Origin of the sequence: Cobetia sp. 4B, assembly GCF_018831605.1 — a bacterium.
Taxonomy (GTDB): domain Bacteria; phylum Pseudomonadota; class Gammaproteobacteria; order Pseudomonadales; family Halomonadaceae; genus Cobetia; species Cobetia amphilecti.
This window is the reverse complement of the sequence record NZ_CP059843.1, coordinates 1,369,475-1,393,689: the sequence shown is the minus strand read 5'-3', so window position 1 is coordinate 1,393,689 and position 24,215 is coordinate 1,369,475. Positions and strand designations below refer to the sequence as shown.

Here is a 24,215-nt window from a genome sequence, read left to right as displayed (position 1 = left end):
CATCCGTCATTCAGCTGTCTTCCCCATCGGGGCCGATGGGGGCATTCGCAAGGCGCCAACGCCAGTCGGCGTTGAGCGAGTCCTGCTTGATCAGGTGCGCGTTGAGCATGTCCTTGTGATGGGTGCGCTCGTGGGCACCGCGGGCATCCTGGCCCATCTCGCGCCAGCGATGCAACAGACGCGGCACCAGCACCTCATCCTCGATATCCAGAAAGATGCTGATGTCGAACAAGCCGAGCAGCGCGTCCCAGGGCGCGTGGCGCAGCAGCAGATAGTTGCCCTCGACCAGCACGATGCGATGGTGAGTCTCGACCACGCGGCCACCGGCACGTGCCAGGTCCAGCGGGCGATCGAAGACCGGCACGGCGACCGGGCCATCATCGGCGCGCACCCTGACGAGATCATGATAGAGCCCGCGCGCATCGAAGGTCTCCGGTGCGCCCTTGACGTAGAGCAGGCCCTGCGGCGCCAGCACGGCGTTGTCGTAGTGATAGCCATCCATCGGCACCACCACGGCGATGCCGGATTCCAGCGCATTGAGGGTCTCGCACAGGGATTCCGACAACGTCGACTTGCCAGCCGCCGGCGGGCCGGCGAGGGCCACGATGGTACGTGTGCGCTGACTGGAGGCGTGCTCCGCCAGCACACGGCTGGCCATGTCGTCCAACGAGGGCGACATGTGGGCCAGGCGAGAATCGGGTAAAGATGTCACGTGACTACCTCATTCATGGATGCGCACCCTTGCAGCGGGACGGAAGGTGTCTCTCATCCTTAGCTCATCCAGTTGCCACCGTCGACATTGAGTGTCTGGGCGACGACGAAATCGCTGTCTTCACAGGCCAGAAATACCGCGGCGCCGGCGTGGTCATCCGGCAGCCCCATGCGTCCATAGGGTACCGCCTCACCGACCAGACGTTTCTTCTCGCCCAGCGGGCGCTGTTCATGATGGGCGAACAGCGCATCGACCTGATCCCACATCGGCGTGTCGACCACGCCCGGCGCGATGCCATTGACATTGATGCCATGGCGGATGAGATCAAGCCCGCAGGACTGGGTCAGGCTGATCACGGCGGCCTTGGAGGCACAATAGGCGCTGACCAGCGCCTCGCCGCGTCGTCCGGCCTGCGAGGCCATGTTGATGATCTTGCCGCCCTGCCCGCGCTCGACCATCGTTCTGGCCACCGCCTGCAGAGTGAAGAACAGGCCCTCGACATTGACCGCCAGCTGGTGGCGCAGCATGCCCTCGCTGACCTCCAGCACCGGCGCCATGGCGAAGACGGCGGCATTGTTGATCAGGATATCGATCGGCCCCAGCTGTGCCTGCACGCATTCCAGCATGCTCTGACGCGAGACGCTCGACGTCACGTCCAGCGTCACCGCCAGGACGCGTGCCTGTGGCCCGGCCTGCTCGCGCAGCTTCTGGGCGGCGCGCTCCGCCGCCTCGCCATTGATGTCCGCCAGCGCCACATAGGCGCCTTCGGCGACATAGCGGGTGGCGATGGCCAGGCCGATACCGCCCGCAGCGCCGGTGACCACCGCCACCTTGCCGGCGAGCCGGGCACTGCGTGGCGAAGTCAGCGGCTCACTGCTGGCCGACTCGGATAGCGTCTGCATGTAGTTACCCCCTGACGGTGCTCATGTGGCGCTCAGGTCGCTGGCCTGACCGATACGCAGCTGACTGATCAGACCACTGACCTCCTCCATGCTCGCACGGCTCTGCCAGGCACCCGCCTCCAGCTGACGCTGGGCGTGGCCCGGCGGAATATGCCCGGCGCCGGTGAAGCCGATCACGCGCAGACCGGCCGCGACCGCCGCGCTGACGCCGGCAAGGCTATCCTCGATCACCACGCACTCCTGAACATCACGTCCCAGCTGACGCAGCGCCAGCTGATAGACGTCCGGCGCGGGCTTGGGGCGCGCGACCTGCTCGGCCGTGAAGAGCGGCACCGAGCCCAGCCAGCGATCCAGACCGGTGGCGGCCAGCGAGGCGCGCACCCGCCGCTCGGCGCTGTTGGAGACGATCGCCACGGCCACGCCATTCGCCAACAGTCCGCCAAGCAGTTCCGCCATGCCACTGATGGGCGCAAGTTCATTTGCCAGACGTGACTCGATGGCGTGGTCGATGCGCTCCATCGCCTGCGGCGGCAGGGTGTGAGCACTCATGGCCTCCAGATGGCCCAGGATGGCCTCGGTGGTCATGCCCAGCGCCGCGCGCAACTCGGCCTCGGTGTCGAGGTCCGGCAGCCACTCACCCAGCTGACGCGACAGCTCCTCCTCGGCCAGCACTTCGCTGTCCACCAGCACGCCATCACAATCGAAGATCACCTGCTGCAAGGGTGTACTCATCTCATCATCCTCTCTGGCTTCCCGATTCGCGGCTGCCCGATTCATGCGCGGGCTTCCTGCGCGGCGCTGGCACTGGACAGGGAATTGTCCTGACGCGTCAGGCTGGTCAGCGGGTGACGGTTGAGATTCTGCAGCGCCAGCCCTTCACGGGTGAAGAGGTGCGCACGCTCGGTATCGAAGCCGTAGCGGATGCTGTCACCCACGCGGCTATTGACGTCGCCATCCGCCATCAGGATCCAGCCGCTGTCGGACTGCTCGTCGGACTTGAGGCCGCCGATCGGCGTGTCTCCGGAACCATCCGGAGTCGCCAGGTACAGGGAGGTCACCCCGCCCAGACGCTCGATGACCTGCACCTGGCCGCTGAACGGGCCTTGCGCGTCGAGCATCAGGTGCTCGGGGCGCACGCCCAGCGTCAGGCTGTCGCCGACGATGACCGAGGCACCATCCTCGGTCTGGCTCACCACCGGAATCAGACGCTCGCTGCCATCGGGCAGGCGCACCGTGACGCCCTCGCCGGCCACGCCAGTGACGGTGATATCGAGGAAGTTCATCTTCGGCGAGCCGATGAAGCCGGCCACGAAGCGGTTGCGCGGGTGATGGTAGAGCTCCATCGGCGAGCCGACCTGCTCGACCACGCCACCCTGCAGCACGACGATCTTGTCGGCCATGGTCATGGCCTCGACCTGGTCGTGGGTCACGTAGATCATGGTCGCCTTGAGCTCGGCATGCAGGCGCGCCAGCTCGATGCGCATCTGCACACGCAGTGCGGCGTCCAGGTTGGAGAGCGGCTCATCGAACAGGAAGATGCTCGGGTTGCGCACGATGGCGCGGCCGATGGCGACACGCTGACGCTGACCACCGGACAGAGCCTTGGGCTTGCGGTCCAGCAGCGGCCCGAGCTGCAGCACCTCGGCGGCGGCATTGACCTTCTCGGCGCGCTCTTCCTTGGAGACGCCGGCGAGCTTGAGGCTGAAGCCCATGTTCTCGCCCACCGTCATGTGCGGATAGAGCGCGTAGCTCTGGAACACCATCGCCAGGCCGCGCTCGGCCGGGCCGATATCGTTCATGCGCTTGCCATCGATCAGGATGTCACCGGAGGTCGCGTTCTCGAGACCGGCGATCATGCGCATCAGCGTGGACTTGCCGCAACCGGACGGGCCGACGAAGACCACGAATTCCTGGTCCTTCACTTCCAGGTCGACTCCCTTGATGACCTGGGTGGTGGAGGCGCTGGCGCCGCTGCCGGTGGTGAATTCCTTGACGATGTTCTTGAGCGTGAGTGTGGACATGGGAAGTTTCCTTATCCGCACCTGCCCGAGGGCAGGTGATGGCAAATTTGGGTGGCATGGCAAGGGTGCAACATGCGTGTGGCTCTCGGCCGCCTGCGCTGATCTGCTATCAGTCAATGTTCATCAGCCAATGTTCATCAGCCAATGTGGCGCAGGCGGCGTACCTCTCTGTGGCTTATGCGTCTTGCGTGTCTCTGACTGGCGCGGATTACTTGACGGCGCCGAAGGTCAGGCCGCGTACCATCTGCTTCTGGGTCATCCAGCCGAAGATCAGGATCGGCGCGATGGCGAGCGTGGAAGCCGCGGACAGCTTGGCCCAGAACAGTCCCTCAGGACTGGAGAAGGACGCGATGTAGGCGGTCAGCGGCGCGGCGTTGGAGGTGGTCAGGTTCAGGCTCCAGAACGCCTCGTTCCAGCTCAGGATCACGCACAGCAGACCGGTGGAAGCGATGCCCGGCAGGGTCAGCGGCAGCAGCAGGTGGAAGATCTCCTGCAGGGTGCTGGCGCCATCCATGCGCCCGGCTTCGAGGATGTCCTTGGGAATGTCCTTGAAGAAGGTGTAGAGCATCCAGACCACGATCGGCAGGTTCATCAGCATGTAAATGATGATCAGGCCGGTACGGCTATCAAGCAGGCCCAGATCGCGGAAGATCAGGTAGACCGGCAGCAGCACGCCCACGGACGGCAGCATCTTGGTCGACAGCATCCACAGCAGTGTCCCCTGGGTACGCTTGGTGGGCAGGAAGGCCATCGAGTAGGCGGACGGAATCGCGATCAGCAGCGCCAGCAGCGTTGCCCCGAGCGAGATCACCACACTGTTGAGGGCGTACTTGAAGTAGTCCGCACGTGCCTGGATCTCGATATAGCCCTCGACGCTGGGCGTGAAGAACAGGCTCGGCGGCGTGGCGATCGCCTCGGCCTCGGTCTTGAAGCTGGTGAGGATCATCCAGAAGATCGGGAAGAACATCACCAGCGCGATGGTCCAGGCCACCAGGGTCAGGACAAGCTTCTTGTTGATCACGCTGCGGCGCGCGCGACTGGCGCTGACGGCAGCGCTGGCGGCGGCCACGGAATTGGAAGTTGAAGTCGACATCATTGAGTCTCCCTGTGCTGAGCGCTTGTCATCAGTTCTCGAGATTCTTGGCGACGGTACGCACCAGGAAGAAGGCCACGATATTGGCCAGGATGATGGCGATCACGCCACCGGCGGAGGCACCACCCACATCGAAGTCCAGCAGGGCGCGGATGTAGATCAGGTACGCCAGGTTGGTCGAGGCAAGCCCCGGACCACCGGAGGTGGTGACGAAGATCTCGGCGAAGATGGTCAGCAGGAAGATCATCTCGATCATCACCACGACGCTGATGGCACGCTTGAGGTGCGGCAGGGTGATGTAGAAGAAGATCGCCACCGGCCCTGCCCCGTCCATGCGCGCCGCCTCGACCTGGTCGTCATCGAGTGACTGGATGGCGGTCAGCAGGATCAACACCGCGAACGGCAGCCACTGCCAGGTGACGATGATCACGATGGAGGTCAGCGGCAGGCTGGCGAACCAGTCGATGGCCGGCAGACCGAACAGCCCGGCGACCCAGGCCAGAATGCCGTTGACCGGGTGCATCATCATGTTCTTCCACACCAGGGCACTCACGGTGGGCATGATGAAGAACGGCGCGATCACGAACAGGCGCGCGACGCCGCGGCCGAAGAATTCCTGCTGCAGCAATACCGCCAGCAGCGTGCCGCCGACCACGGTGGCGACCAGCACCCAGCCCACCAGCAGCAAGGTGTTGCCCATGGCGGTCCACAGGGACGGGTCGGTCAGCAGGTAGTAATAGTTGTCGACGCCGGCAAAGCCGGACACCGACGGCATCATCAGGTTGTAACGCTGGAAGGAGAACCACAGGGTCATAACCAGTGGTACCAGCATCCACATCAACAACAGGCTTACGGCTGGGGCTTGCAGCGACAGGGTTCGCAATCCCCCGACGGTGCGTCCGGATGCTCTCGTGCGCATGGTGAGTCCTTCGATACGGTGAGGAAGTCCGGCAATGCGGTGGGCTTCAGGCCGAGGCACCCCGTGCCACGCCGCGAGGGCGTTGCAGGAGTCTCGAGAGGAAGGGGGTACCGCGGGTGCCGGACGGGGCTCCCGCCGTGCTTCGAGTCAATTTCGATTGAGGCTCAAGGCAAGACGGGAGGCCGTTGCAACGTTCAGATCAGATCGGTTGGGATCAGACCGGCTGGATCAGATCAGTAACCCGACTGGCGCATGGTGCGCTCGGTGGAACGCTGGGCGGAGGACAGTGCCTGCTCGACCGACATCTGGCCGGCCAGCGCCGCGGCGATCATCTGACCCACCTGGGTACCGATGGACTGGAATTCCGGGATGGTCACCATCTGCACGCCGACATAGGGCACCGGCTCCAGGGTCGGATCGGTCGGGTCGGCACTGGTGATGGCGTCCATCACGAAGCCGGCGAAGGGTGCGGCGTCCTTGTAGGACTGGTTCTCGTAGGTGGAGACACGGGTGCCCGGCGGGATGCTGGCCCAGCCTTCACGCTCGCCGACCAGGTTCACGTATTCCTGGGAAGTGGCCCAGGTGATGAAGGTCTGGGCGGCCTCCTTGGACTTGGAGGATTCCGGAATCGCCAGCGCCCAGGACCACAGCCAATGCGAGCCCTTCTCCGTCTTGGCGATCGGTGCCGGCGCGAAGCCCAGCTTGTCGGCCACGGAAGATTCCTTCGGGTTGTAGAGCTTGCCGGCCGCCGAGGTAGCGTCGACCCACATGCCGCACTTGCCGCTTGAGAACAGTGCCAGGTTCTCGTTGAAGCCGTTGGAAGTCGCGCCCGGCGGGCCGTACTTGCCCATCATGTCGACGTAGAAGTTGATGGCCTCGCTCCAGGCCGGGGAATCCAGCTGCGGTTCCCACTCCTCATTGAACCAGCGGCCGCCGAAGCTGTTGACCATGGTACCCAGCACCGCCATGTTCTCGCCCCAGCCCGGCTTGCCGCGCAGGCAGATGCCGTAGACGCCTTCATCCGCGGAGTTGAGCTTGGCGGCCCAGTCGTTGACCTGGCTCCAGGTCGGCTGCTCGGGCATCTCGATACCGGCCTGCTCGAAGAGGTCCTTGCGGTAGTAGAGCATGGAGCTTTCGCCATAGAACGGCAGCGCGTAGAGGCCCTTCTTCTCGCCTTCGGTCACGCTCAGACCATCACGCACCGGCTTGATCAGGTCATCGACCTGATAGTCTTCCGGCAGGTTGTCGAGCTTGGTCAGCCAGCCATGCTTGGCCCAGATAGGCACTTCATAGGTGCCGATGGTCATGACGTCGAACTGGCCACCCTGGGTCGCCACATCGGTGGTCAGACGCTGACGCAGCACGTTCTCTTCCAGTACCACCCAGTCGAGGGTGATGTCCGGATGCGCCTTCTCGAATTCGCTGGTCAGGCTCTGCATGACCACCATGTCGGCGTTGTTGACGGTCGCGACGGTGATGGTCTCGGCGCTGATGGTCTCGGCGCTGACCTGAGCGCTGAGCGGCGCCAGGGCAGCGACACTGGCGAGCGAGAGCAGATGACGGCGGGACTTGGTGATGTGAGGTAGGCGCATGAGGGCACTCCATCGGGGCGTTATTGGCATTGTTCTTTTCGAGGGCAGCGGCGCCTTGGGCACCGATACCTTCCCATCAACCGGCTTGGTGAACGGATGTCCTGGCGAGACATCGCGACGCAAACACGTTCGATCAAAACGTCATTCAGTGAACAAATGATCGGATCAGACCCGTGAAAAAGCAAACCCTGAAGCGCTATACCTTGGGCTATACAACCTTGGGATCTGATCCTTTGGGTGTAGGCCACAAGGCGGCATGGCCACTGAGCTTGCGTGCAATTCAGCATAGACAGATATTAGCGTTAAACGAAACAACGCAGGCCACGATTGCCGCCCCGATTATTTATCATTGAGGCGAACAAATGCGCTCGATTGTCAGACAAGAGAAGACAGCGTTCGCCCCAAAAGTCGTGCCTCCGACGCAAGGATGGGAGAACGAAGAGAAAATAAAGAGATGACAAAGAGCGAACCAATAGAGAGCAAAGGGCAAGAAAAAGCGCAGGTATCGCGGGGGAATGGCGAAGGAATGGCGGATCAATAGCGGCGGGAAGGTAACGGGGACGCCTGGGCATCGCGCGGGCAACGACAATGCTGAACCCTGGCAACGATAACGACACCAAGAACGACACCAGGAGCAAGGCATGGGGCCATGCGCCCCGCCCTGCTCCCGATGACTCGCTCGGCGCCTTGTACGGCGTCTTGTGCGGACTGTATCCACAGGAGCCAGTCGTCAAGCGCAAGCCATCAGCAGAAAACCATCAGGCTGCAGGCATCTCGATGAAGCCATACGAAGACGGCAGTTCTCTGCTCACTCCTTGAGGGCCGCGCAGACCCGCTGGGCAGCCACCTCATCGATGATCAGCCCCTGCAGCCAACCACCGCGCAACGCACTCAGGATGGCCGGCACCTTGTCGTGCCCGCCCGCCAGCCCGATCAGCGGCTGCGCCTTGAGCGAGGTCAGCGGCACACTGGTGATGCGCTGCGCCAGCGGGCAATCGATCAGCCGGCCATGGGTGTCCAGCGGCCAGCCCATCAACTCGCCCACGGCACCGACTTCCATCAGTTCATCGCGCTCGGCGGCGCTGATGAACTGATCCTGGAACAGCGTCGCCTGGGCATCGAGACGCCCGATGCCGATCATGCCCACATCGGCCTCACAGGCGACCTTGAACACCGCCTTGACCAGATTCTGCCCCTGCAGCGACTCCTTCTCCTCGATGCTGGCCGCTACCACGGGCGCGGGCAGCAGGAAGCGCTCAGCGCCGATCTTGTCCGCCAGCAGCATCACGCCGTCATAGCGGTTGGAGGAGCCATCCAGCGCCACATTGCCGACCAGCGACACGATGCGATGCTGGGGGCGCTCGCTGCGACTCAGCGCTTCCACCGCCGCACGCACCGCACGCCCGGTGCTCAGCGAGATGGTCTGCGGCTGCTGGCGACCGAGATAGAACGCCAGACGTTCGGCACCCGCCACCGCCAGATACTCCGCGATGCTCTCCGGTGACTGGGTGTCAGAGGGCACCACATCGCAGAAGCTCAGCCCGAAGTGCTCCACCAGCGTATCCGACAGCGCCATGCTGCTGGCCACGGGATGATCGATGGAGATCTTGACCAGCCGCTCCTGACGCGCCAGCGACAGCAGGCGCTGCACGCCGGGGCGCGACACCCCCAGCTGAACCGCGATGTCGTCCTGGGTCCGTCCACCGACATATGACAACCATGCAGCCCGCGCAGCCTGCTCCAGTCGCTGTTCAAACTTGTCCATGCGCTTTCTTCCACACTGTCGATTGAGTCCAACACTTTCCACGCCGCCGCCACCGAGCACAAGTGCCACGCGCCAACCCGCGCGCAAAACGACAACGCCCCGCCGATGAAGGCGAGGCGTTGCAGAGGCGCTTTTTCGCGCCGATGACGTCAGCAGACTGACGCCGATGTGCCGCGAAGGACTACATGAACCAGCGTGCGCCATACCCCCACAGCAGCACGGTGACCGCCAGCAGGCCCTCGAGAACCAGCACCCCGATCCCCAGTGTCGACCCGGTGACGAGGAAGCCTTCCTTGTTGGAGATGTCGAGCAGTGGCGGAATGCCCAGATACAGCAGGTATGCGCTGTAACACAGGCCAATGGTGCCCGCGAGGATACACACCCAGATGACGGGATAGAGCGCGACCAGCCCCGCGAGGAACATCGGCGTGGCGACATAACCCGCGAAGATGATGCAACGCCGGCGGCTGGGGTGCCCCGAGAAGCGCTGCGAGAGCATGTGAATGACAGTGCCCATGAAGCCGATCGCTGTCAGTATGGCGATATAGAACGCGATACCGGCGAAGAAGGCATCCAGTGGCTCCAGAAGAATGGCGTGGCCTTCCGTCAGGCTCCAACCGAACTGCGTGGTCCCGATATAGGCACAGATGACAGGCACCAGCGCCATGAGCAGCACATGATGTGCGTAGAGGTGGGTGATGGATTCGTGTTCCTTGCGGATGGTCTGCCATTCCCGTTGCGGATGCGCCATCAAGCCCCATACGTGGGTCAGCATGTGGTCTACCTCCCGTTGACAGTCGTCGACAATCCGGCCATGCGGTCCCGGCGCGGAGTTCGTGTCAGGGCAGTTGCACAGCCATGTTCTGAGCGTAGACCACATTGCGCCAACTGGCAGTTCAACGCCCGTTGCCCCTGCCGAATCGTGCCGGTGCAGGCGTGAAACAGGCCAACGAGGGAAGCGTTGACCAAGACAGCGACAGCACGCCCTGCACTTTTGAGGGATACTTGATTTACCCCCTATGGATGGATGACGACGAATGCCAATCGGACAGCGTAGCGGTATGAAGGCAGTGCTTGTCATGCAGGGAGTGCTCGACATGAAGAGAATGTTCGGCATCAAGAGAACGCTCGGCGTGAGCCTGGCAGTGGGCCTTGCCACCCTGGGCACGCCCGCCCAGGCGGAGCCTGTCGAGCTGACCATGAGCCGCGAATACGGCCCCCAGACCATGATGGGCCAGCGCGCCCAGCAGTTCGTCGATCAGGTAGCATCGCTCAGCGGGGGCGAGCTCGCGATCACCTTCGGAGAGGGCCCGCTGAGTCGGCTGCGCTCGGTGAATCACCTCGAGGCCATCAACGCCGACATCATCCAGCTGGCCGATTCGCACAGCGGCGCGCTGGCCGCCGATATGCCGCTGTTCGGCCTCAGCTCGCTGCCGACTCTGGTCGATGACCCGCATCAGGCGCGCGAACTCTACCGCCTGGCGCGCCCCAGCTATGAAGCGCTGCTGGAAGAGCATGACCAGATTCTGCTCTATGCCCTGCCCTGGCCGCCCAGCGGGCTGTGGTCACGCAAGCCGATCACCACACGCGCTGACCTCCGGGGCGTGCCCGTGCGGGCCTACGACCGCAATACCCAACGCGTACTGCTCAACCTTGGCGCCATCGCCACCGTGCTCGGCTGGGAGCCGATGCAACAGCAGCTGGCCGAAGGCCGTATCGAGGCAGTGATGACCTCGGCCCTGGGCGGCCTGACGGCGGAGCTCAACCGCACGCTGGATCACTACACCGCGCTGCAATACGCCATGCCGCTCAATATCGTTCACATGAGCCGGTCACGCTTCGAAGCGCTCGACGACACCCAGCGCGAGGCCCTTCTCAGCGCCGCGACCGAGATCGAAGACACCAGCTGGAACGCCATCGCCAGCGTCCTGGAGCAGACCCATGCCCAGCTGGAAGAGGCCGGCGTGACGGTCAGCAATCCGCTCTCGCCCGAACTCAAGCGCTCACTGGCACGCGCCAGTGTCAGCGTGATCGAGAGCTGGCGCAGCAAGGTTGACCTTGAGGAAAGCGAACTGCTGGATCGCTATCTCGCACAACGCGATGCCCTCTGAGTCAGGCACGCGCCCACGCCACCGACCTTGGCCATGACGGCCACCCCACGCGGCAACCTCTCCCGACAGCGCAGGGAAAATGCGCGACGTCACGATTCACCTGAGCATAAACGCAGGCATGCACTACCCTAGCGGGCAAAGGTCAATGACAAAAAGAAAGGATTCCCCATGACGTCTTCCTCACGCATTTCCGCGCTGTTGTCCGCTGGCCTGGCCACGGCAGGCCTGATCAGCGCACTCAGCGCGCACGCCCAGACGACCCTCAGCATGAGCAGCGACTACGAGCCCGACACGATGATGGGCCAACGCGCTGCCGAATTCAGCCAGCAGGTCGCCAGCCAGTCCGAAGGTGACCTGACGCTGAAGCTGCGCTCGGACATTCGCTCCGCCAGTCACCTGCAGGCCACCGCCGGCGGTGTCATCGACATCGCCGCGACACTCAGTGGCGCGCTCGCCGAGGAAGCCCCCTTCTTCGGCATCTCCTCACTGCCGGCGATCGCCTACGACCTCGATGAAGCTCACCGCCTGTACGTGGTCGCGAAGCCGCGCTACGAGGAACTGCTCGCCGAGTACAACCAGATCCTGCTGTATGCCCTGCCGTGGACGCCCAGCGGCCTGTGGTCGAAAACGCCCATCGCTGACGGTGGTGACCTGGAGGACATGCCGATCCGCACCTATGACCGCAATACGCAGCGTGTGCTGCTCAACCTGGGCGCGGCGCCTCAGGTCATGAGCTGGGGAGAGCTCAAACCCCTGCTGCCCGGTGGCAGCATCCACGGCGCGCTGACCTCCGCGATGGGCGGTGTCAGTGCTGAGCTCTACCGCTACATGCCCCACTTCACCACGCTCAACTACGCGATGCCGCTCAATATCATCCACATGAATCGCGATAGCTTCGACGACCTGACAGAGGCGCAGCAGCAAGCGTTGATCGATGCCGCGCATGCCGCCGAGTCTGCCGGCTGGACGGCCACCCACAGCGTGCTGGACGAGGCCTACGCCATCCTGCAGGAGAACGGCGCGAAGCTGATCACGCCGGCCCCGCCTGAGCTGCAGGATGCCCTCGAGGAGGCCAGCCAGCATGTGGTGGAAAGCTGGAACCAGAAGGTCTCCAATAAAGATCGCGAACTGCTGAGCAGGTATCTCGAATCACGTCCTGAGCGCTGAGCCCGAAAGCACTGATGATCGTCAGGCTCCAGACACGACAACGGCACCCTCGGGTGCCGTTGTCGTCTTCGTGCGCTTCACGTCTTGTGCAATAGAGCGGGGCTCTGCTCAACGATGCGACGCCGCCAGTCCCGCGCCGGCCACGACGAACAGACTGCCCGTGGTGCGATTGAACAGCCGCACGCGCCGGTGGCTATCAAACCAGCGACTGATGCTGGAACCCGCACGGGCGTAGGTGCTCATCGTCAGCAGGTCCACCACCAGCCAGGTCAGCGCCAGTACCACGAACTGGGGCAGCTGCGGCTGGGCCATGTCGATGAAGTTGGGAAACAGCGCGCCGAAGAACAGCAGGTCCTTGGGGTTGCTGATCCCGATACCGAAGCCCTTGCGGCACAGTTGCCAACGCGTGGCTCGGGCGCGCATCTGCCCGTCTTCGCCCACGGCGTCGAACACCACCGGCTGGGAAGGCGCCCGCCAGGCCTGAATACCCAGATAGATGAGATAGAGCGCCCCGACGATCTTCAGCACCAGAAACCCCGTCTCGGACGCCGCCAATGCCGCGCCGAGACCCAGCGACGACAAGGCCATCAACACCAGTGATGCCGCAGCCCCACCCGCCACCGTCGCGAACGAGCGGCGTCGGCCGTGGCGCAGGCCATGATCCATGCATAGCAACGCAAACGGTCCGGGAAAGGTGGTCAAGGCGGTAATGACGCTGACATATGCCAGCCAGACGGTGAGTTCCACTGGGTTTCCTTGTCGTTCAACGAGTGACGAACTGCTGAAAGGTGACCTGCCAATATCGCGACTCTCCGCCACGTCAGCAACACTTTTCGCACCGATCGGCTCAGCAAGACAGCCGCTCCCCTCTTTGAGCATGTTGCTGCTGCCGATAACCACTTCTGCGGGGGCTGCCTAGCATTGACAACCAGCCTCCATCACACTTCACTCATACAAGGAGACTGCCGAGCGCTATTCACAAGGGCCCTGCTCACAAAAGCTCTGATCACAGAACTCTGCCCCAGATTCAGGACGAATCTGGCGACACTTAACTACCAGGGAAGAACCATGAGTGACTGCGTGTTTTGTCAGATAGTTGCGGGCCACAGTCAAAGCCATGTCGTGGCCGAAGATGAGCACTTCCTGGCCTTCCTCTCCATCTTCCCCTCTACCCCGGGCAACACGGTCGTCATTCCCAAACGCCACCTGGGCAGCTGCGTATATGAACAAGACGATGAGGTAATTCTCGGCCTGATGCGCTTCACGCGCCGCGTGGCACGCAAGCTCGACGCCTACTTCGGGGTAGCACGCACCGCCATCATCTTCGAGGGTTACGGCGTCAACCACCTGCACGCCAAGCTAATCCCGCTGCATGGCACACAGCCAGGCGAATGGCAGGCCAGAAACTCGAAGATGAAGTACTACATGACCGAATACGATGGCTACGTCGTCAGCGCCGATGGCCCACGCGGGGGCGATGTGCAACTAGCGGCACTGGCGAAGAACATTAGCAACATGCACAAATAACCTTACAAATTTAAAAATGAGAAAAGCATGAGAAACCTATTCCCTGGTCATTTCAAGCATAGCGAAGAGACTGTTAAAGAAGACTGGAATAGTTTTGAATTTATTCTAGATACCAGCATACTTCTTAACATTTATCGCTATTCCGATTCTACTCAAAAAGAATTCCTAGGCCTACTAGACAAAATAAAAGATAGAGCTTGGCTACCCTACAGGGTCGTAGAAGAGTATTTAGACAACAGACTAAAAGTTATCGGTGAGCAAGAAGGTTCATATGACAAGATCTTAAGCGACATAGAATCTTTAAAACAAAAACTTCACAATAATAGACAACATCCATTCGCAAGCAAAAGCGCTATGGATACCATTGAGAATGCATTCGAAAAACTATCAAACGAATTTAATACCAACAAAGAAATTTATACAAAAAGAGTAAATGATGATGATATAAAAAACCAGTTCTTGAGTATGTATAATGAAAAAGTAGGCGTTAACTTCCCCCAAGAGCAGCTAGTAGCAATATTTTCTGAAGGCGAGTCTAGATACGAAGCTCTTGTACCACCAGGCTACAAAGATGCTAAGAAAGGCGGAAGAGAAGGTAGCGTAGAAAGCTCGCTAAACAAGTACGGCGATTTAATAATTTGGAAAGAAATTATTAAGCGCTCTACTGAAACAGAAAATGGCATAATATTCATCACAGATGATAAAAAAGAGGACTGGTGGCAGATTTTTAATGGAAAAACTTTAGGTCCTAGACCAGAGCTAATAAAAGAATTTGAAGATATTACAAAAAACAGGATACATATTTATCAAGCAGATAGATTCTTGGAGCTAGCCAGGACCAATTTAGGTGAGGAAGTAAGCCATAAGATTGTAGATGAAATACGCGAAGCCTTAAAGAACACCTCCTCCAAAGAGGACTTATTATACTTAGAAAGAAACAACAAAAACAAATATGATGAAGAAAACGAAGCCGAAACAGTAAAGCGAATCAACCTAATAAATCGCGAACTAGAATCTTTGACTTATAAACTAAGTCAACTAAAAAGTGCTAGAGAACTAGCCATCAGCAATAGGCAGGGCATTGAGGAAGTGCTTAACAAATCAATAAACGAACAAGTTTTTAATAGCGACACTGAGCGCGATGAATGGATAAAGAGGGCTAATGATATAAAACTAAACTTAGCAGGAGATGACCAAATGAAATACCAAACTGAAGAAGAATTAATAATGCACAAGATATCACATTTGAAAAACTTAAAAAATAGACTAGAAAGCAACATTCTTATAATAAGACCCTAAAGTAGTTCTAGCACCCCAAACACAAAAAAGCCCCCTTTCGGGAGGCTTTTTTGAAGAATCTGGAGCGGGTGAAGGGAATCGAACCCTCGTCTTAAGCTTGGGAAGCTTCTGCTCTACCATTGAGCTACACCCGCAGGGCGGTGCATTGCGCACGCCAGAACTGCATTGTACTCAACGACTTAGCGCGGTCAAGCAACATCTGATGGAGCGGTTGCCGCAGGCGGCGTCGTACTGGCGATGTTGGTGGCCAAGCCGTTGATTGTATTCAGTATTCAAGCGCCAGTGATAATTCTCAGGCTGCGTAGCTATCGAGTTGCGCCAGCAGCACGCCACGGCGGGCGTCACTCATGCCGAGACCTTCGCCGCGCTGCGGGAAGGCGGCGTCGATGGCGTTGCGACACAGGGTGAGCCACTGCGCCTCGCTGAGTTCCAGCGCTTGCTGCACGGCGATGAAGTTGTCGAGCATGCCGCCGCCGAAATAGGCCGGGTCATCCGAGTTGAGGGTGATATTGAGGCCCGCCTCGATCAGCTTCGGCAGCGGGTGATCTTCCATGCGCTCCACCACCTTGAGCGCAACATTGGACAGCGGACACACCGTCAGCGGGATACGCCGCTCGGCCAGTTCCGCGACCAGGGCGGCGTCTTCCAGACAGCGCACACCGTGGTCGATACGCTCCACCCCCAGCACCTCAAGCGCCGTGCGGATATACTCTGCCGGGCCTTCCTCGCCTGCGTGCGCGACACGATGCCAGCCGCGCTCCCCCGCAAGCTGGAAGACTTCGGTGAACTTCTCCGGCGGATTGCCTATCTCGGCGCTGTCCAGGCCGACACCCACGAAGCGCGATTCAAAGGGAATCAGCGCGTCGAACAACTCGCGCGCAGACGCCGCGGAATGACAGCGCAGGAAGCTCGGCACCAGCGCCGAGGTGATATCGAATTCCTTCACTGCCTCACGACAGGCGCGCTCCAGCCCCGCGAACTGGGTTTCCAGACTCACGCCACGCGCCAGATGCGCCTGCGGATCGAAGAACAGCTCCAGATGCTTGACGCCATCGGCGCTCGCACGGCGGAAGTAGTCCTGCGCCAGGCGGTAGAAGTGTGACTCGTCATTCAAGACGCCCATGCCCTGGTAATAGAGCGCGAGGAAGGCAGGCAGGTCCGCGAAGTCATAGGCCGCCTCGACCTCCTCCAGGGTGGCGTAGGGCAATTCGATGCCCTGCTCCGCCGCCAGCTCGAACATCAAGGCCGGCGTCAGCGAGCCTTCGATGTGCAGGTGCAGCTCCACCTTGGGCAGGCGGGCGAGAAAGTCGTGCATGCGCGGGGTAAGGGTCATGGCCCGTCTCCTCAATGAAAGGCGGCGGCTGGAAGATCGCGGAGCGCTCACCACAGCCTGATGGCGCAATTCTAGCAATCCCGAGACCACCTTGAGGAGAGACGGCGCGGGAAATGCGATTTCTCTGCGCACTGCCCGCCTGCCGTGCCTTTTCGCGACTCACCGAAATAGGCTATTTTCGTTCATTCGCACTCTCGCAAGCTCACGACACAAGCTCATGACACAAGCTCATCACAACAGTCACGAGCGTGCGACAGCCAGCAACGCTCAGCCCCATGCCGCGCTGACTGACATAACCATAACGATCGACGCTGAACACCAAGGACACGATAGCCATGCACGCCACATCCCCTGCACGCCATCCCTTCTCACGCAGAAAGCAATCTCGACAGCGCACTGGCGCCCTGCCCGCTGCCCTGCTGCTCAGCCTTGGCCTGCTGGCACCCTTGAGCGCCAACGCCGCCCAAGACGCTCAAAACAATAAGACCGACTTCGCCCCGCAGGGCAAGACGGAGTGCATCGCACCCGCCAAGCCCGGCGGTGGCTGGGATTTCACCTGTCGCAGCGTAGCCCGCCTGCTGGATGAGCAGAACTTGATTCCCGCCGGCATGCAGACCCTCAACGTGCCCGGCGCCAGCGGTGGCGTCGCCTTCGCGCATGTGAAGTCCAAGCGCCACGACGATGAGCAGGTCATCGTCGCCGCCTCGAGCGCGACCACCACCCGCCTGGGCCAGCATGCCTATCAGGACGGCAAGGTCGACGACGTACGCTGGCTGATGACTCTCGGCGCTGACTACGGTGTGATTGCCGTGGCCGAGGATTCGCCCTATCAATCGCTGAACGAGCTGCTGGCCGCCATGCAGGCAGACCCCAAGGCGGTGCGCTTCGCCGGTGGCGATGTCGCGGGCGGCTTCGATCACCTCAAGGTGCTGATGGCGGCGCGTGAGGCGGGCATCGACAATCTGCGCGCCCTGCCATATCTCGCCTACGACTCAGGCTCCGTCGCCATCACCCAGGTGATGGGCGGCCACCTGGAAGCCTTCACCGGCGACATGACCGAAGCCCGCGGCTTCGTCGAATCCGGCCACCTGCGCCTGCTGGCAGTGTTCAGTGAGGAGCGTCTGCCCGGTCAGTACAGCGACATCCCCACCGCGCGTGAGCAGGGGATCGATGTGGTCGCACCCAACTGGCGCGGCTTCTACCTGCCGGGTGGCGCGTCGGATGCCGCCTTCGACTGGTGGGAGCAGACCCTCAACCGCATGGCCGAAACGCCCGAGTGGCAGCAGGTGATGCAGGACAACGGCCTGATGCCGTTCCACAAGTCCGGCCAGGCGCTGGATCGCTTCATCACCCAGCAGGTCAGCGATGTCGAGCAGATGTCGCAGGAGCTGGGCCTGCAGTGATCAACTGAAGCCCTGAGGTACTGACTCCCTGAGGCCCTTGAGCCCTGAGCGCTGCGCTCGCCCGGCAAACGCTCGGGACTGGCAAACCTCAAGGCTGCCGAAAGCAAGACGCCACCCCGTTAGCCGGGGTGGCGTCTTTTGGCGACTGACTGGCTTGCCCCAGCGACCTCAGGGCATGGAGGGCCACGGCCCCTTGGGCGGCTGATGTTCGGAGTCAAACTGATAGGGCGATTGCGGGTCGCTCTCTTCGGGCGGCTCAGAATCTCTCTCTGACTCTGTCTGTGAGCGAGGCTCTGTTTCTGTTTCCTGCTCTGCTTCTGTCTCAGTTGTCAGCTCCGCTCCCGGCAACAGCTCGGACAACAGTTCGGTCTCGAACGCGATTTCCATGTCTGCATCAGCCTCGAGCAGCGGCTCTGCCACGTACTCGTGATCCGGCTCCACCAGCTCCGCCTCCTCCAGTGGCGCGACGTTGGCCTCGAACGCCTCATCCAGCGCCTCTTCCAATGCCTCCTCGAAGGCTTCTTCCAGTGCGACCTCAAAGGCCTCTTCCTGCGCCGCTGCCTCGGCTGCCTCGGCGGCCAGCTGCTCATCCTCGGCGTGTTCATGCGCCCACTCCACCGCCACCTCGACCGCCATCGGTGACGCCGTCGGCAGGATGTTGAGGTAACTGTCGGTCTCCTCGACCGGCACCATCTCGCGCTGGGTGATCTGATAGAGCGCATACAGCGAGATGGCCACGAAGGTGGTCGCCAGCACCAGCCAGAAGGCGTAGGGATCCATCACCTCCATCGCGCCACCTGCCGCCAGCGGCCCGACGATGGCGCCCAGCCCGAAGGCGAACACCAGCCCGCCGGAGGCGCCCGGCATCTCCTCGGCCGTCAGCGAATCATTGGTGAAGGCCAGCAGCAGCGCGTAAAGCGGTGTGGTCACGCCACCGGCAAAGAAGGCCGAGGCGATCAACGGCCACAGCGCATCGCCCGCCATCCAGCCGAACAGACATGAGCCGGCCCCGGCGGCGGACAGACCGCAGATGAGCACGCGGCGGTCCATGCGGTCCGACAGCCAGCCGATCGGGGTCTGCAACACCAGCGCACCGGTGAACAGCATGGCGATGAACAGAGCGATATGTGAGCCCGACAGGCCCACCTGGGTGCCAAAGACCGCGCCCATCCCCGACTGGGTCGCATAGACACTGCCGAGCAAAAAGATGCCGATGGCGCCCAGCGGTGACGCCTTGAACAGTTTCGCGAACGACATGGCGCGCGATACCTCGACCACCGGGGCCACGGCTGCCGACAGCAGAATCGGCCCGAAGGAGATCGACACCAGGATGGAGGCACAGATGAACAGCACCGAGGTCGCGGCGTCGCCCAGCGTCAATAGGCCCTGCGCGCCGATGATGCCCAGTGTCTGCGCCATCATGTAGGCCGACAGCACCTTGCCGCGCGTCTCGTTGCTGGCAGCCGCATTCAGCCAGCTTTCCGCCGTGACATAGATGCCCGACATGCAGAAGCCGATCAGCAGGCGCAGCAGCGTCCAGGCCCAGGGTTCGGTCAGCAGTGGCAAGGCGATCAAGGCCGCCGAGATGAAGCTGCCGAGCGCCGCGAACACCCGCACATGCCCGACCCGCTGGATCAGCACCGGCGTATAGCGCGCACCGGAGAGAAAGCCCACGAAGTAGCCCGAGGTAACGATCGCCAGCTCCGCCGAGGAGAAGCCCTCGATGCCGCCACGCAGACCGATCAGCGTGAAGTGCATGCCATTGCCGAGCATGATCAGCACGATACCCAGCAACAACGCCCACACACTGCCCAACACCTTGGCCATGAGTCTTCTCCCCTCCCCTGTCCCCTTGCACGATTGCCGATGGCACCCGGTCAGCACGCAGTCTGGCCACCGGCTACACGCTAGACCAAAGCCCAAGGACCACGCTTCTGCTGCAACGCCGCATAACGTTTCAAACACGACAAGCAAGCCATGACGCCCGTGAACGCACAGCTCACGCAGGCGACGCAAGCGCCCCGCTCAGGCGTGCTGGGCGAGGTGCGAGAGAGGCATGCAAGAGCAGCCAGAGAGCAGCGATAGAGAAGCGAGAGAGGAGTGAGAGAGGAACAAGAGAGAAGCAAGAGAGAAGCAAGAGAGAAGCAAGAGAAGAGCAAGAGAGCGCCAGATTCCGACACGACACTCAGCCGGATCATTCACAAAAATGCACCGCAAAGGTGCGCAAATACGCCTTTCGACCAAGGTCGGTGCGACGAATGGGTATCTTGCGAGCCATCGGGCGGCAGTCTAATTTCACCATACAGAATAAAGTTCCGCCTTACAGAATTGTAAGGTTGCTGTCAGGTTCGCGGCTGCAGGGCGAGTTTCTCGCTCGACCGCTGCCAGCGCCTGACTCACGACATGTGCCGCTACCACAATCCAATAACACCAGAGGTCGCCATGACACGTCATATGACACTCAAACTCCTGACAGCTGCGGTGGTCACCGCCATGTCCGCCCAGGCCTTCGCCTTCGAACCGAAAGGCAAGGTTGACTGCATCGCGCCGGCTGACCCGGGCGGCGGCTGGGACTTCACCTGCCGCAGCGTCGGCAAGATCCTGTCTGAGCTCGATTTCGTGCCGGGCAACGTGCAGACCATCAACATGGCCGGTGCCGGTGGCGGCGTCGCCTTCGCGCATACCGTCTCCAAGCGTGCCGGTGACGAGCAGCTGCTGGTGGCCGCCTCCACCGCGACCACCACCCGTCTGGCCCAGGGCCAGTTCCCGGGCATGAATCAGGACCAGGTCGAGTGGATCGGTGCACTGGGCGCGGACTACGGCGCCATCGCCGTCTCCAAGGATTCGCCGTACAACACCCTGAGTGAGGTGATGGACGCGCTGAAGAAAGACCCGAAATCCGTCAAGTTCGCCGGTGGCAGTGCCGCAGGTGGCTGGGATCACCTCAAGGTGCTGATCGCCGCCCAGGCTGCTGATGTCGAGAACCTGCCCAAGGTCTCCTACCTGTCCTACAACAACGGCGGCGAAGCCATCACCCAGGTCGTCGGCGGCCACGTGCAGGCCTTCACCGGTGATATCTCCGAGATTCAGGGCTTCATGGAATCCGGCGACCTGAAAGTGCTGGCCGTGCTCTCCGAAGAGCGCCTGCCGGGCAAGCTGGCTGAGGTGCCGACCGCTCGCGAACAGGGCATCGATGCCGTCGCCCCCAACTGGCGCGGTTTCTACATCCCGGCCGGTGTCAGCGACGATGCCGAGCAGTACTGGACCACCACGCTGGACAGCGTCTATGAAAGCGAAGAATGGAAAGACGTGATGACCAAGAGCGGCCTGATGCCGTTCCACAAATCGGGTGCCGAGTTTGATGCCTTCGTGAAGGCACAGATCCAGGACATCCAGACCCTTTCCAAGGACATTGGGCTGATTCGCTGATGAATGACCGCATCTTTGGTCTGCTGATGCTCACCCTGGCCGTCGCGTACGGCTGGGGTGCCCAGCAGTTCCCGGAACCCTTCGGCGGGGCCGAGTCCATCGGGCCCGAAACCTTCCCCACGGTGCTCTCGATCGTGCTGGCGCTGAGCAGCCTGTATCTGATCGTGCGCCCCGACCCGGACCAGCAATGGCCGTGGAGCCGCACCGGCGCCGAGATGGTGCTGGCCATCGTCATCCTGTGCCTGTACACCGCACTGCTTGAGCCGCTGGGCTTCATCGTCACGACCACCGCTGCGGTCGGCACCCTGTGCTGGCGCATGGGCTCCAAGCCGGTTCGCGCCTACGTGACAGGCCTGCTCGGCGGCATCGTCGTCTTCGCCCTGTTCAACTTCGTGCTTGAGCTACCACTGCCGCTGGGCATCCTGGAGGTGGCGTAATGGAAAGTCTTGGCTTCTTGATGCAGGGCTTCGGCATCGCCCTGCAGCCAGAGAATCTGATGTTCGCCGTGCTGGGGGCCTTCCTGGGCACCCTGATCGGCGCACTGCCGGGCCTGGGCCCGGCCAACGGCGTGGCCATCCTGATTCCGCTGGCCTTCACCCTGGGCCTGAGCCCGGAAACCTCGCTGATCCTGCTGACCTCGGTCTACGCCGGTGCCATGTACGGCGGGCGCATCTCCTCGATCCTGCTCAACATCCCGGGCGATGAGCCGGCGATGATGACCTGTCTCGATGGCTATCCGATGGCCCAGAAAGGCAAGGCCGCCGAAGCGATGGCCATCTCGGCGATCGCCTCCTTCATCGGCAGCCTGATCGCCACCATCGGCCTGATCGTGATGGCGCCGTGGCTGGCCAGCTTCGCGCTGACCTTCGGCCCGGCGGAATACTTCGCGCTGTTCGTGCTGGCCTTCGCCACCCTGGGCGGCATCACCGGCAAGAACCCGGTCAAGACGCTGATGGCCGCCGCCATCGGCCTGATGATCGCCACCGTCGGCATCGATGGCTCCACCGGCACCCAGCGCTACACCTTCGATGTGCTGGAGCTGTTCGAGGGCATCGACTTCATCATCGCCATCGTCGGTCTGTTCGCCATCTCGGAACTGCTGTTCTTCATCGAACAGCACGCCGGTGAAGGCAAGCCGATGATCGCCATGAACAAGATGACCCTGAAGCTGAAGGATATCGTCGCCATCCTGCCGACATCCTTCCGCGGCGGTGTGCTGGGCTTCATTTCCGGCGTGTTGCCGGGTGCCGGTGCGTCGCTGGGCAGCTTCATCAGCTACACGCTGGAGAAGAAGATCCTCGGCAAGAGAGGCAACTTCGGTGAAGGTGATCCGCGCGGCGTGGCCGCCCCGGAAGCCGGCAACAACGGTGCCGCCTCTGGTGCCCTGGTGCCGATGCTGACGCTGGGCGTGCCGGGCTCCGGCACCACCGCGGTGCTGCTGGCGATGCTGATCTCGCTCAACATCACCCCGGGGCCGCTGATGTTCACCCAGCACGGCGACATCGTGTGGGGCGTGATCGCGGCGCTGCTGATCGGTAACGTCATCCTGCTGCTGATGAACATCCCGATGGTCGGCATCTTCGTCAAGCTGCTGTCCGTGCCGCCCAAGTACCTGCTGCCGGTGGTGACCATGGTCGCCTTCGTGGGCATCTACTCCATCAGCCACTCGACCTTCGATCTGTACTTCATGGTCGCCTTCGGGGTCGCCGGCTACTTCCTGCGCAAGCTGGATATCCCGCTGGTGCCGGTCATTCTCGGCATGCTGCTGGGGCCAGAGATGGAAAAGAACCTGCGTCACGCCATGCAGCTGTCTGACGGCGACTGGACCATCCTGATCGGTAGCCCCTTGGCCGTGACCCTGTGGTGCATCGCCATCGCCGGTCTGCTGCTGCCGGTGATCGTCGGCCCCATCCTGCGTCGCCGCATGAGCGCCGCCAAGGCCGCCACCGACGCCTGATCCAGGCCAGGGTCCGCGCCTCTCATGAGGTGCCACGCCCTGAATGACAGCGCTCTGAAATGACATCGCCCCCGCCGGTCTTGCCGGCGGGGGCGATGTCATTTCAGCACTTCAAGACTCCTGTCACTGGTGAGCGCGCATCAGTCGCCCTGCTGCCACTGCGCGAGCAGGCGGTGGGCCTGGGCAGGCGTCAGGCGCGCCGTCGGGCCACTGAGCACGATGACTTCCGCCGGTGCCAGCCCCTCGTCGTGATGCTGGGCGACGCTGACCGCCAACGCCGCCACCGACAGGCCGGCGGCTTCACCGGTCTCGATCTCGCCACTGTCGACACACTGCTGCAGCAAGGCGGACAGCGCCTCATCGACCAGCTCGCCCTCCTCCAGCTGATGACGCAGCGGCCACTGGCTGACATGCGCGTACTGGCACATCGCCTGACGCGGGCGTGTCACGCCCTCCACCGGGCGCGCCTCGGCCAGCGGGCCATGCTCGACCAGCATCAGGCTGGCCGTCTCGCCACTGGCGTCATTCAGCGCCGCCAACCAGCCGCGCAGCTGAGCCTCGCGGGCCGGCAGCGCCGGTGCCAGCTGGGCAAAACGCCCCAGCGCCGCGCCGATGGAGTAGATGCCGTGGCTGTCACGCGCCACATAGCCGAAGTGCTCAAGCGAGCCCATCAGCCGCAGAATCGTGCTCTTGTAAAAACCACTGGCCTGCGCCAGCTCGTTGAGCGTCAGGCGAGGGGTCGCGGGGGTAAAGGCTTCCAGCAGCGTCAAGGCACGCTCGACCGCTTCCACACGTTGATTGGCCATGCGGCGGGACTCCCACGGCAGGTGAATAACGAGGCTGACAGGCAACGTGCGCCATGCCGTCTCAATGGACTTGAATCATGCCATAACGTTCTGACAGACAGAACATGACGCGCCTGTCGCACTGACGATACTGGCCGTGCAGCGTGGTAGAATGGTGAGCTACGACACTATTTCCGGTT

At 61.9% G+C, this 24,215-nt stretch carries 22 protein-coding genes and 1 tRNA gene; 9 read left to right on the top strand and 14 right to left on the bottom strand.

The window, feature by feature from the left end; translation table 11 throughout:
* Nucleotides 1-10: 10 nt before the first annotated feature.
* The 7 genes from H2O77_RS05985 to H2O77_RS05955 all read right to left on the bottom strand — a co-directional run bounded on the left by H2O77_RS05985 (nucleotide 11) and on the right by H2O77_RS05955 (nucleotide 7,239).
* A complete protein-coding gene (locus H2O77_RS05985; RefSeq protein ID WP_346428201.1) occupies nucleotides 11-712 on the bottom strand; it encodes a nucleoside/nucleotide kinase family protein in 702 nt (233 codons plus the stop codon).
* A gap of 59 nt (nucleotides 713-771) precedes the next feature.
* Nucleotides 772-1,614: an L-iditol 2-dehydrogenase gene (locus H2O77_RS05980; protein ID WP_215824158.1), complete on the bottom strand. Its 843-nt coding sequence runs from the start codon at nucleotides 1,612-1,614 to the stop codon at nucleotides 772-774.
* A 21-nt stretch (nucleotides 1,615-1,635) separates the two neighbouring features.
* The gene (locus H2O77_RS05975) at nucleotides 1,636-2,346 is read right to left on the bottom strand and encodes an HAD family phosphatase (protein WP_240548727.1); all 711 of its coding nucleotides are present in this window, start codon (nucleotides 2,344-2,346) and stop codon (nucleotides 1,636-1,638) included.
* A gap of 41 nt (nucleotides 2,347-2,387) precedes the next feature.
* Nucleotides 2,388-3,635, bottom strand: coding sequence for a sn-glycerol-3-phosphate ABC transporter ATP-binding protein UgpC (gene ugpC, locus H2O77_RS05970; RefSeq protein ID WP_215824157.1), 1,248 nt, complete (start codon nucleotides 3,633-3,635; stop codon nucleotides 2,388-2,390).
* 208 nt (nucleotides 3,636-3,843) lie between these two features.
* On the bottom strand, nucleotides 3,844-4,731 hold the full coding sequence (locus H2O77_RS05965; RefSeq protein ID WP_199852368.1) for a carbohydrate ABC transporter permease: 888 nt from the start codon (nucleotides 4,729-4,731) through the stop codon (nucleotides 3,844-3,846).
* A gap of 28 nt (nucleotides 4,732-4,759) precedes the next feature.
* The gene (locus H2O77_RS05960) at nucleotides 4,760-5,647 is read right to left on the bottom strand and encodes a sugar ABC transporter permease (protein ID WP_043334545.1); all 888 of its coding nucleotides are present in this window, start codon (nucleotides 5,645-5,647) and stop codon (nucleotides 4,760-4,762) included.
* A 233-nt stretch (nucleotides 5,648-5,880) separates the two neighbouring features.
* Nucleotides 5,881-7,239, bottom strand: coding sequence for a sugar ABC transporter substrate-binding protein (locus tag H2O77_RS05955; protein ID WP_215824156.1), 1,359 nt, complete (start codon nucleotides 7,237-7,239; stop codon nucleotides 5,881-5,883).
* Nucleotides 7,240-7,412: 173 nt separating this feature from the next.
* Here H2O77_RS05955 and H2O77_RS05950 point away from each other — a divergent pair, with 173 nt between their 5' ends.
* The gene (locus H2O77_RS05950) at nucleotides 7,413-7,592 is read left to right on the top strand and encodes a hypothetical protein (protein WP_215824155.1); all 180 of its coding nucleotides are present in this window, start codon (nucleotides 7,413-7,415) and stop codon (nucleotides 7,590-7,592) included.
* Between the two features lie 455 nt (nucleotides 7,593-8,047).
* Here H2O77_RS05950 and H2O77_RS05945 read toward each other — a convergent pair whose 3' ends face one another.
* Nucleotides 8,048-9,004, bottom strand: a complete 957-nt coding sequence (locus H2O77_RS05945; protein ID WP_215824154.1) for a sugar-binding transcriptional regulator — start codon at nucleotides 9,002-9,004, stop codon at nucleotides 8,048-8,050.
* Between the two features lie 181 nt (nucleotides 9,005-9,185).
* A complete protein-coding gene (locus H2O77_RS05940) occupies nucleotides 9,186-9,779 on the bottom strand; it encodes a Yip1 family protein (protein WP_082388794.1) in 594 nt (197 codons plus the stop codon).
* 322 nt (nucleotides 9,780-10,101) lie between these two features.
* On the opposite strand from H2O77_RS05940, the gene H2O77_RS05935 reads away from it, so the two are divergent.
* Nucleotides 10,102-11,115 (top strand): TRAP transporter substrate-binding protein, encoded by a 1,014-nt coding sequence (locus H2O77_RS05935; protein WP_215824153.1) that lies wholly within the window; start codon nucleotides 10,102-10,104, stop codon nucleotides 11,113-11,115.
* A 168-nt stretch (nucleotides 11,116-11,283) separates the two neighbouring features.
* Complete coding sequence (locus H2O77_RS05930; protein ID WP_215824152.1) at nucleotides 11,284-12,282, top strand: TRAP transporter substrate-binding protein; 999 nt, start codon at nucleotides 11,284-11,286, stop codon at nucleotides 12,280-12,282.
* 108 nt (nucleotides 12,283-12,390) lie between these two features.
* Here the strand turns inward: H2O77_RS05930 and H2O77_RS05925 are convergent, their stop codons facing one another.
* Nucleotides 12,391-13,029, bottom strand: a complete 639-nt coding sequence (locus H2O77_RS05925; RefSeq protein ID WP_215824151.1) for a LysE family transporter — start codon at nucleotides 13,027-13,029, stop codon at nucleotides 12,391-12,393.
* Between the two features lie 321 nt (nucleotides 13,030-13,350).
* Here H2O77_RS05925 and H2O77_RS05920 point away from each other — a divergent pair, with 321 nt between their 5' ends.
* Nucleotides 13,351-13,809: an HIT family protein gene (locus H2O77_RS05920; RefSeq protein ID WP_215824150.1), complete on the top strand. Its 459-nt coding sequence runs from the start codon at nucleotides 13,351-13,353 to the stop codon at nucleotides 13,807-13,809.
* A 27-nt stretch (nucleotides 13,810-13,836) separates the two neighbouring features.
* A complete protein-coding gene (locus H2O77_RS05915; protein ID WP_215824149.1) occupies nucleotides 13,837-15,108 on the top strand; it encodes a PIN-like domain-containing protein in 1,272 nt (423 codons plus the stop codon).
* A gap of 60 nt (nucleotides 15,109-15,168) precedes the next feature.
* On the opposite strand, the gene H2O77_RS05910 is transcribed toward H2O77_RS05915, so the two are convergent.
* Nucleotides 15,169-15,242: transfer RNA gene (locus H2O77_RS05910), tRNA-Gly, on the bottom strand.
* 158 nt (nucleotides 15,243-15,400) lie between these two features.
* Nucleotides 15,401-16,423, bottom strand: coding sequence for an adenosine deaminase (locus tag H2O77_RS05905; protein ID WP_215824502.1), 1,023 nt, complete (start codon nucleotides 16,421-16,423; stop codon nucleotides 15,401-15,403).
* Between the two features lie 353 nt (nucleotides 16,424-16,776).
* Between H2O77_RS05905 and H2O77_RS05900 the strand changes: the two genes are divergently transcribed.
* Nucleotides 16,777-17,844 carry a tripartite tricarboxylate transporter substrate-binding protein gene (locus H2O77_RS05900; RefSeq protein WP_215824148.1) on the top strand — a complete coding sequence of 356 codons (1,068 nt, stop codon included), beginning with the start codon at nucleotides 16,777-16,779 and terminating at the stop codon, nucleotides 17,842-17,844.
* 168 nt (nucleotides 17,845-18,012) lie between these two features.
* On the opposite strand, the gene H2O77_RS05895 is transcribed toward H2O77_RS05900, so the two are convergent.
* The gene (locus tag H2O77_RS05895) at nucleotides 18,013-19,671 is read right to left on the bottom strand and encodes an MFS transporter (RefSeq protein ID WP_215824147.1); all 1,659 of its coding nucleotides are present in this window, start codon (nucleotides 19,669-19,671) and stop codon (nucleotides 18,013-18,015) included.
* Nucleotides 19,672-20,298: 627 nt separating this feature from the next.
* Between H2O77_RS05895 and H2O77_RS05890 the strand changes: the two genes are divergently transcribed.
* Genes H2O77_RS05890 through H2O77_RS05880 form a run of 3 tightly spaced genes read left to right on the top strand, consistent with a single transcriptional unit; the run spans nucleotide 20,299 to nucleotide 23,230 of the window.
* Nucleotides 20,299-21,273, top strand: coding sequence for a tripartite tricarboxylate transporter substrate-binding protein (locus H2O77_RS05890; protein ID WP_240548726.1), 975 nt, complete (start codon nucleotides 20,299-20,301; stop codon nucleotides 21,271-21,273).
* A complete protein-coding gene (locus tag H2O77_RS05885; RefSeq protein WP_043335453.1) occupies nucleotides 21,273-21,710 on the top strand; it encodes a tripartite tricarboxylate transporter TctB family protein in 438 nt (145 codons plus the stop codon). Before H2O77_RS05890 ends, H2O77_RS05885 begins: the two co-directional genes overlap by 1 nt.
* The gene (locus H2O77_RS05880; RefSeq protein WP_215824146.1) at nucleotides 21,710-23,230 is read left to right on the top strand and encodes a tripartite tricarboxylate transporter permease; all 1,521 of its coding nucleotides are present in this window, start codon (nucleotides 21,710-21,712) and stop codon (nucleotides 23,228-23,230) included. Before H2O77_RS05885 ends, H2O77_RS05880 begins: the two co-directional genes overlap by 1 nt.
* Nucleotides 23,231-23,370: 140 nt before the next feature.
* Here the strand turns inward: H2O77_RS05880 and H2O77_RS05875 are convergent, their stop codons facing one another.
* Nucleotides 23,371-24,036: a helix-turn-helix domain-containing protein gene (locus tag H2O77_RS05875; protein WP_215824145.1), complete on the bottom strand. Its 666-nt coding sequence runs from the start codon at nucleotides 24,034-24,036 to the stop codon at nucleotides 23,371-23,373.
* Nucleotides 24,037-24,215: the final 179 nt, after the last annotated feature.

Bases quoted from the DNA above. Each gene is read 5' to 3' on its own strand.
- H2O77_RS05980 (WP_215824158.1), bottom strand. From the start codon at position 1,614: ATGCAGACGCTATCCGAGTCGGCCAGCAGTGAGCCGCTGACTTCGCCA.
- H2O77_RS05975 (WP_240548727.1), bottom strand. From the start codon at position 2,346: ATGAGTACACCCTTGCAGCAGGTGATCTTCGATTGTGATGGCGTGCTG.
- ugpC (WP_215824157.1), bottom strand. From the start codon at position 3,635: ATGTCCACACTCACGCTCAAGAACATCGTCAAGGAATTCACCACCGGC.
- H2O77_RS05965 (WP_199852368.1), bottom strand. From the start codon at position 4,731: ATGATGTCGACTTCAACTTCCAATTCCGTGGCCGCCGCCAGCGCTGCC.
- H2O77_RS05960 (WP_043334545.1), bottom strand. From the start codon at position 5,647: ATGCGCACGAGAGCATCCGGACGCACCGTCGGGGGATTGCGAACCCTG.
- H2O77_RS05955 (WP_215824156.1), bottom strand. From the start codon at position 7,239: ATGCGCCTACCTCACATCACCAAGTCCCGCCGTCATCTGCTCTCGCTC.
- H2O77_RS05945 (WP_215824154.1), bottom strand. From the start codon at position 9,004: ATGGACAAGTTTGAACAGCGACTGGAGCAGGCTGCGCGGGCTGCATGG.
- H2O77_RS05940 (WP_082388794.1), bottom strand. From the start codon at position 9,779: ATGCTGACCCACGTATGGGGCTTGATGGCGCATCCGCAACGGGAATGG.
- H2O77_RS05935 (WP_215824153.1), top strand. From the start codon at position 10,102: ATGAAGAGAATGTTCGGCATCAAGAGAACGCTCGGCGTGAGCCTGGCA.
- H2O77_RS05930 (WP_215824152.1), top strand. From the start codon at position 11,284: ATGACGTCTTCCTCACGCATTTCCGCGCTGTTGTCCGCTGGCCTGGCC.
- H2O77_RS05920 (WP_215824150.1), top strand. From the start codon at position 13,351: ATGAGTGACTGCGTGTTTTGTCAGATAGTTGCGGGCCACAGTCAAAGC.
- H2O77_RS05915 (WP_215824149.1), top strand. From the start codon at position 13,837: ATGAGAAACCTATTCCCTGGTCATTTCAAGCATAGCGAAGAGACTGTT.
- H2O77_RS05905 (WP_215824502.1), bottom strand. From the start codon at position 16,423: ATGCACGACTTTCTCGCCCGCCTGCCCAAGGTGGAGCTGCACCTGCAC.
- H2O77_RS05900 (WP_215824148.1), top strand. From the start codon at position 16,777: ATGCACGCCACATCCCCTGCACGCCATCCCTTCTCACGCAGAAAGCAA.
- H2O77_RS05895 (WP_215824147.1), bottom strand. From the start codon at position 19,671: ATGGCCAAGGTGTTGGGCAGTGTGTGGGCGTTGTTGCTGGGTATCGTG.
- H2O77_RS05890 (WP_240548726.1), top strand. From the start codon at position 20,299: ATGACACTCAAACTCCTGACAGCTGCGGTGGTCACCGCCATGTCCGCC.
- H2O77_RS05885 (WP_043335453.1), top strand. From the start codon at position 21,273: ATGAATGACCGCATCTTTGGTCTGCTGATGCTCACCCTGGCCGTCGCG.
- H2O77_RS05880 (WP_215824146.1), top strand. From the start codon at position 21,710: ATGGAAAGTCTTGGCTTCTTGATGCAGGGCTTCGGCATCGCCCTGCAG.
- H2O77_RS05875 (WP_215824145.1), bottom strand. From the start codon at position 24,036: ATGGCCAATCAACGTGTGGAAGCGGTCGAGCGTGCCTTGACGCTGCTG.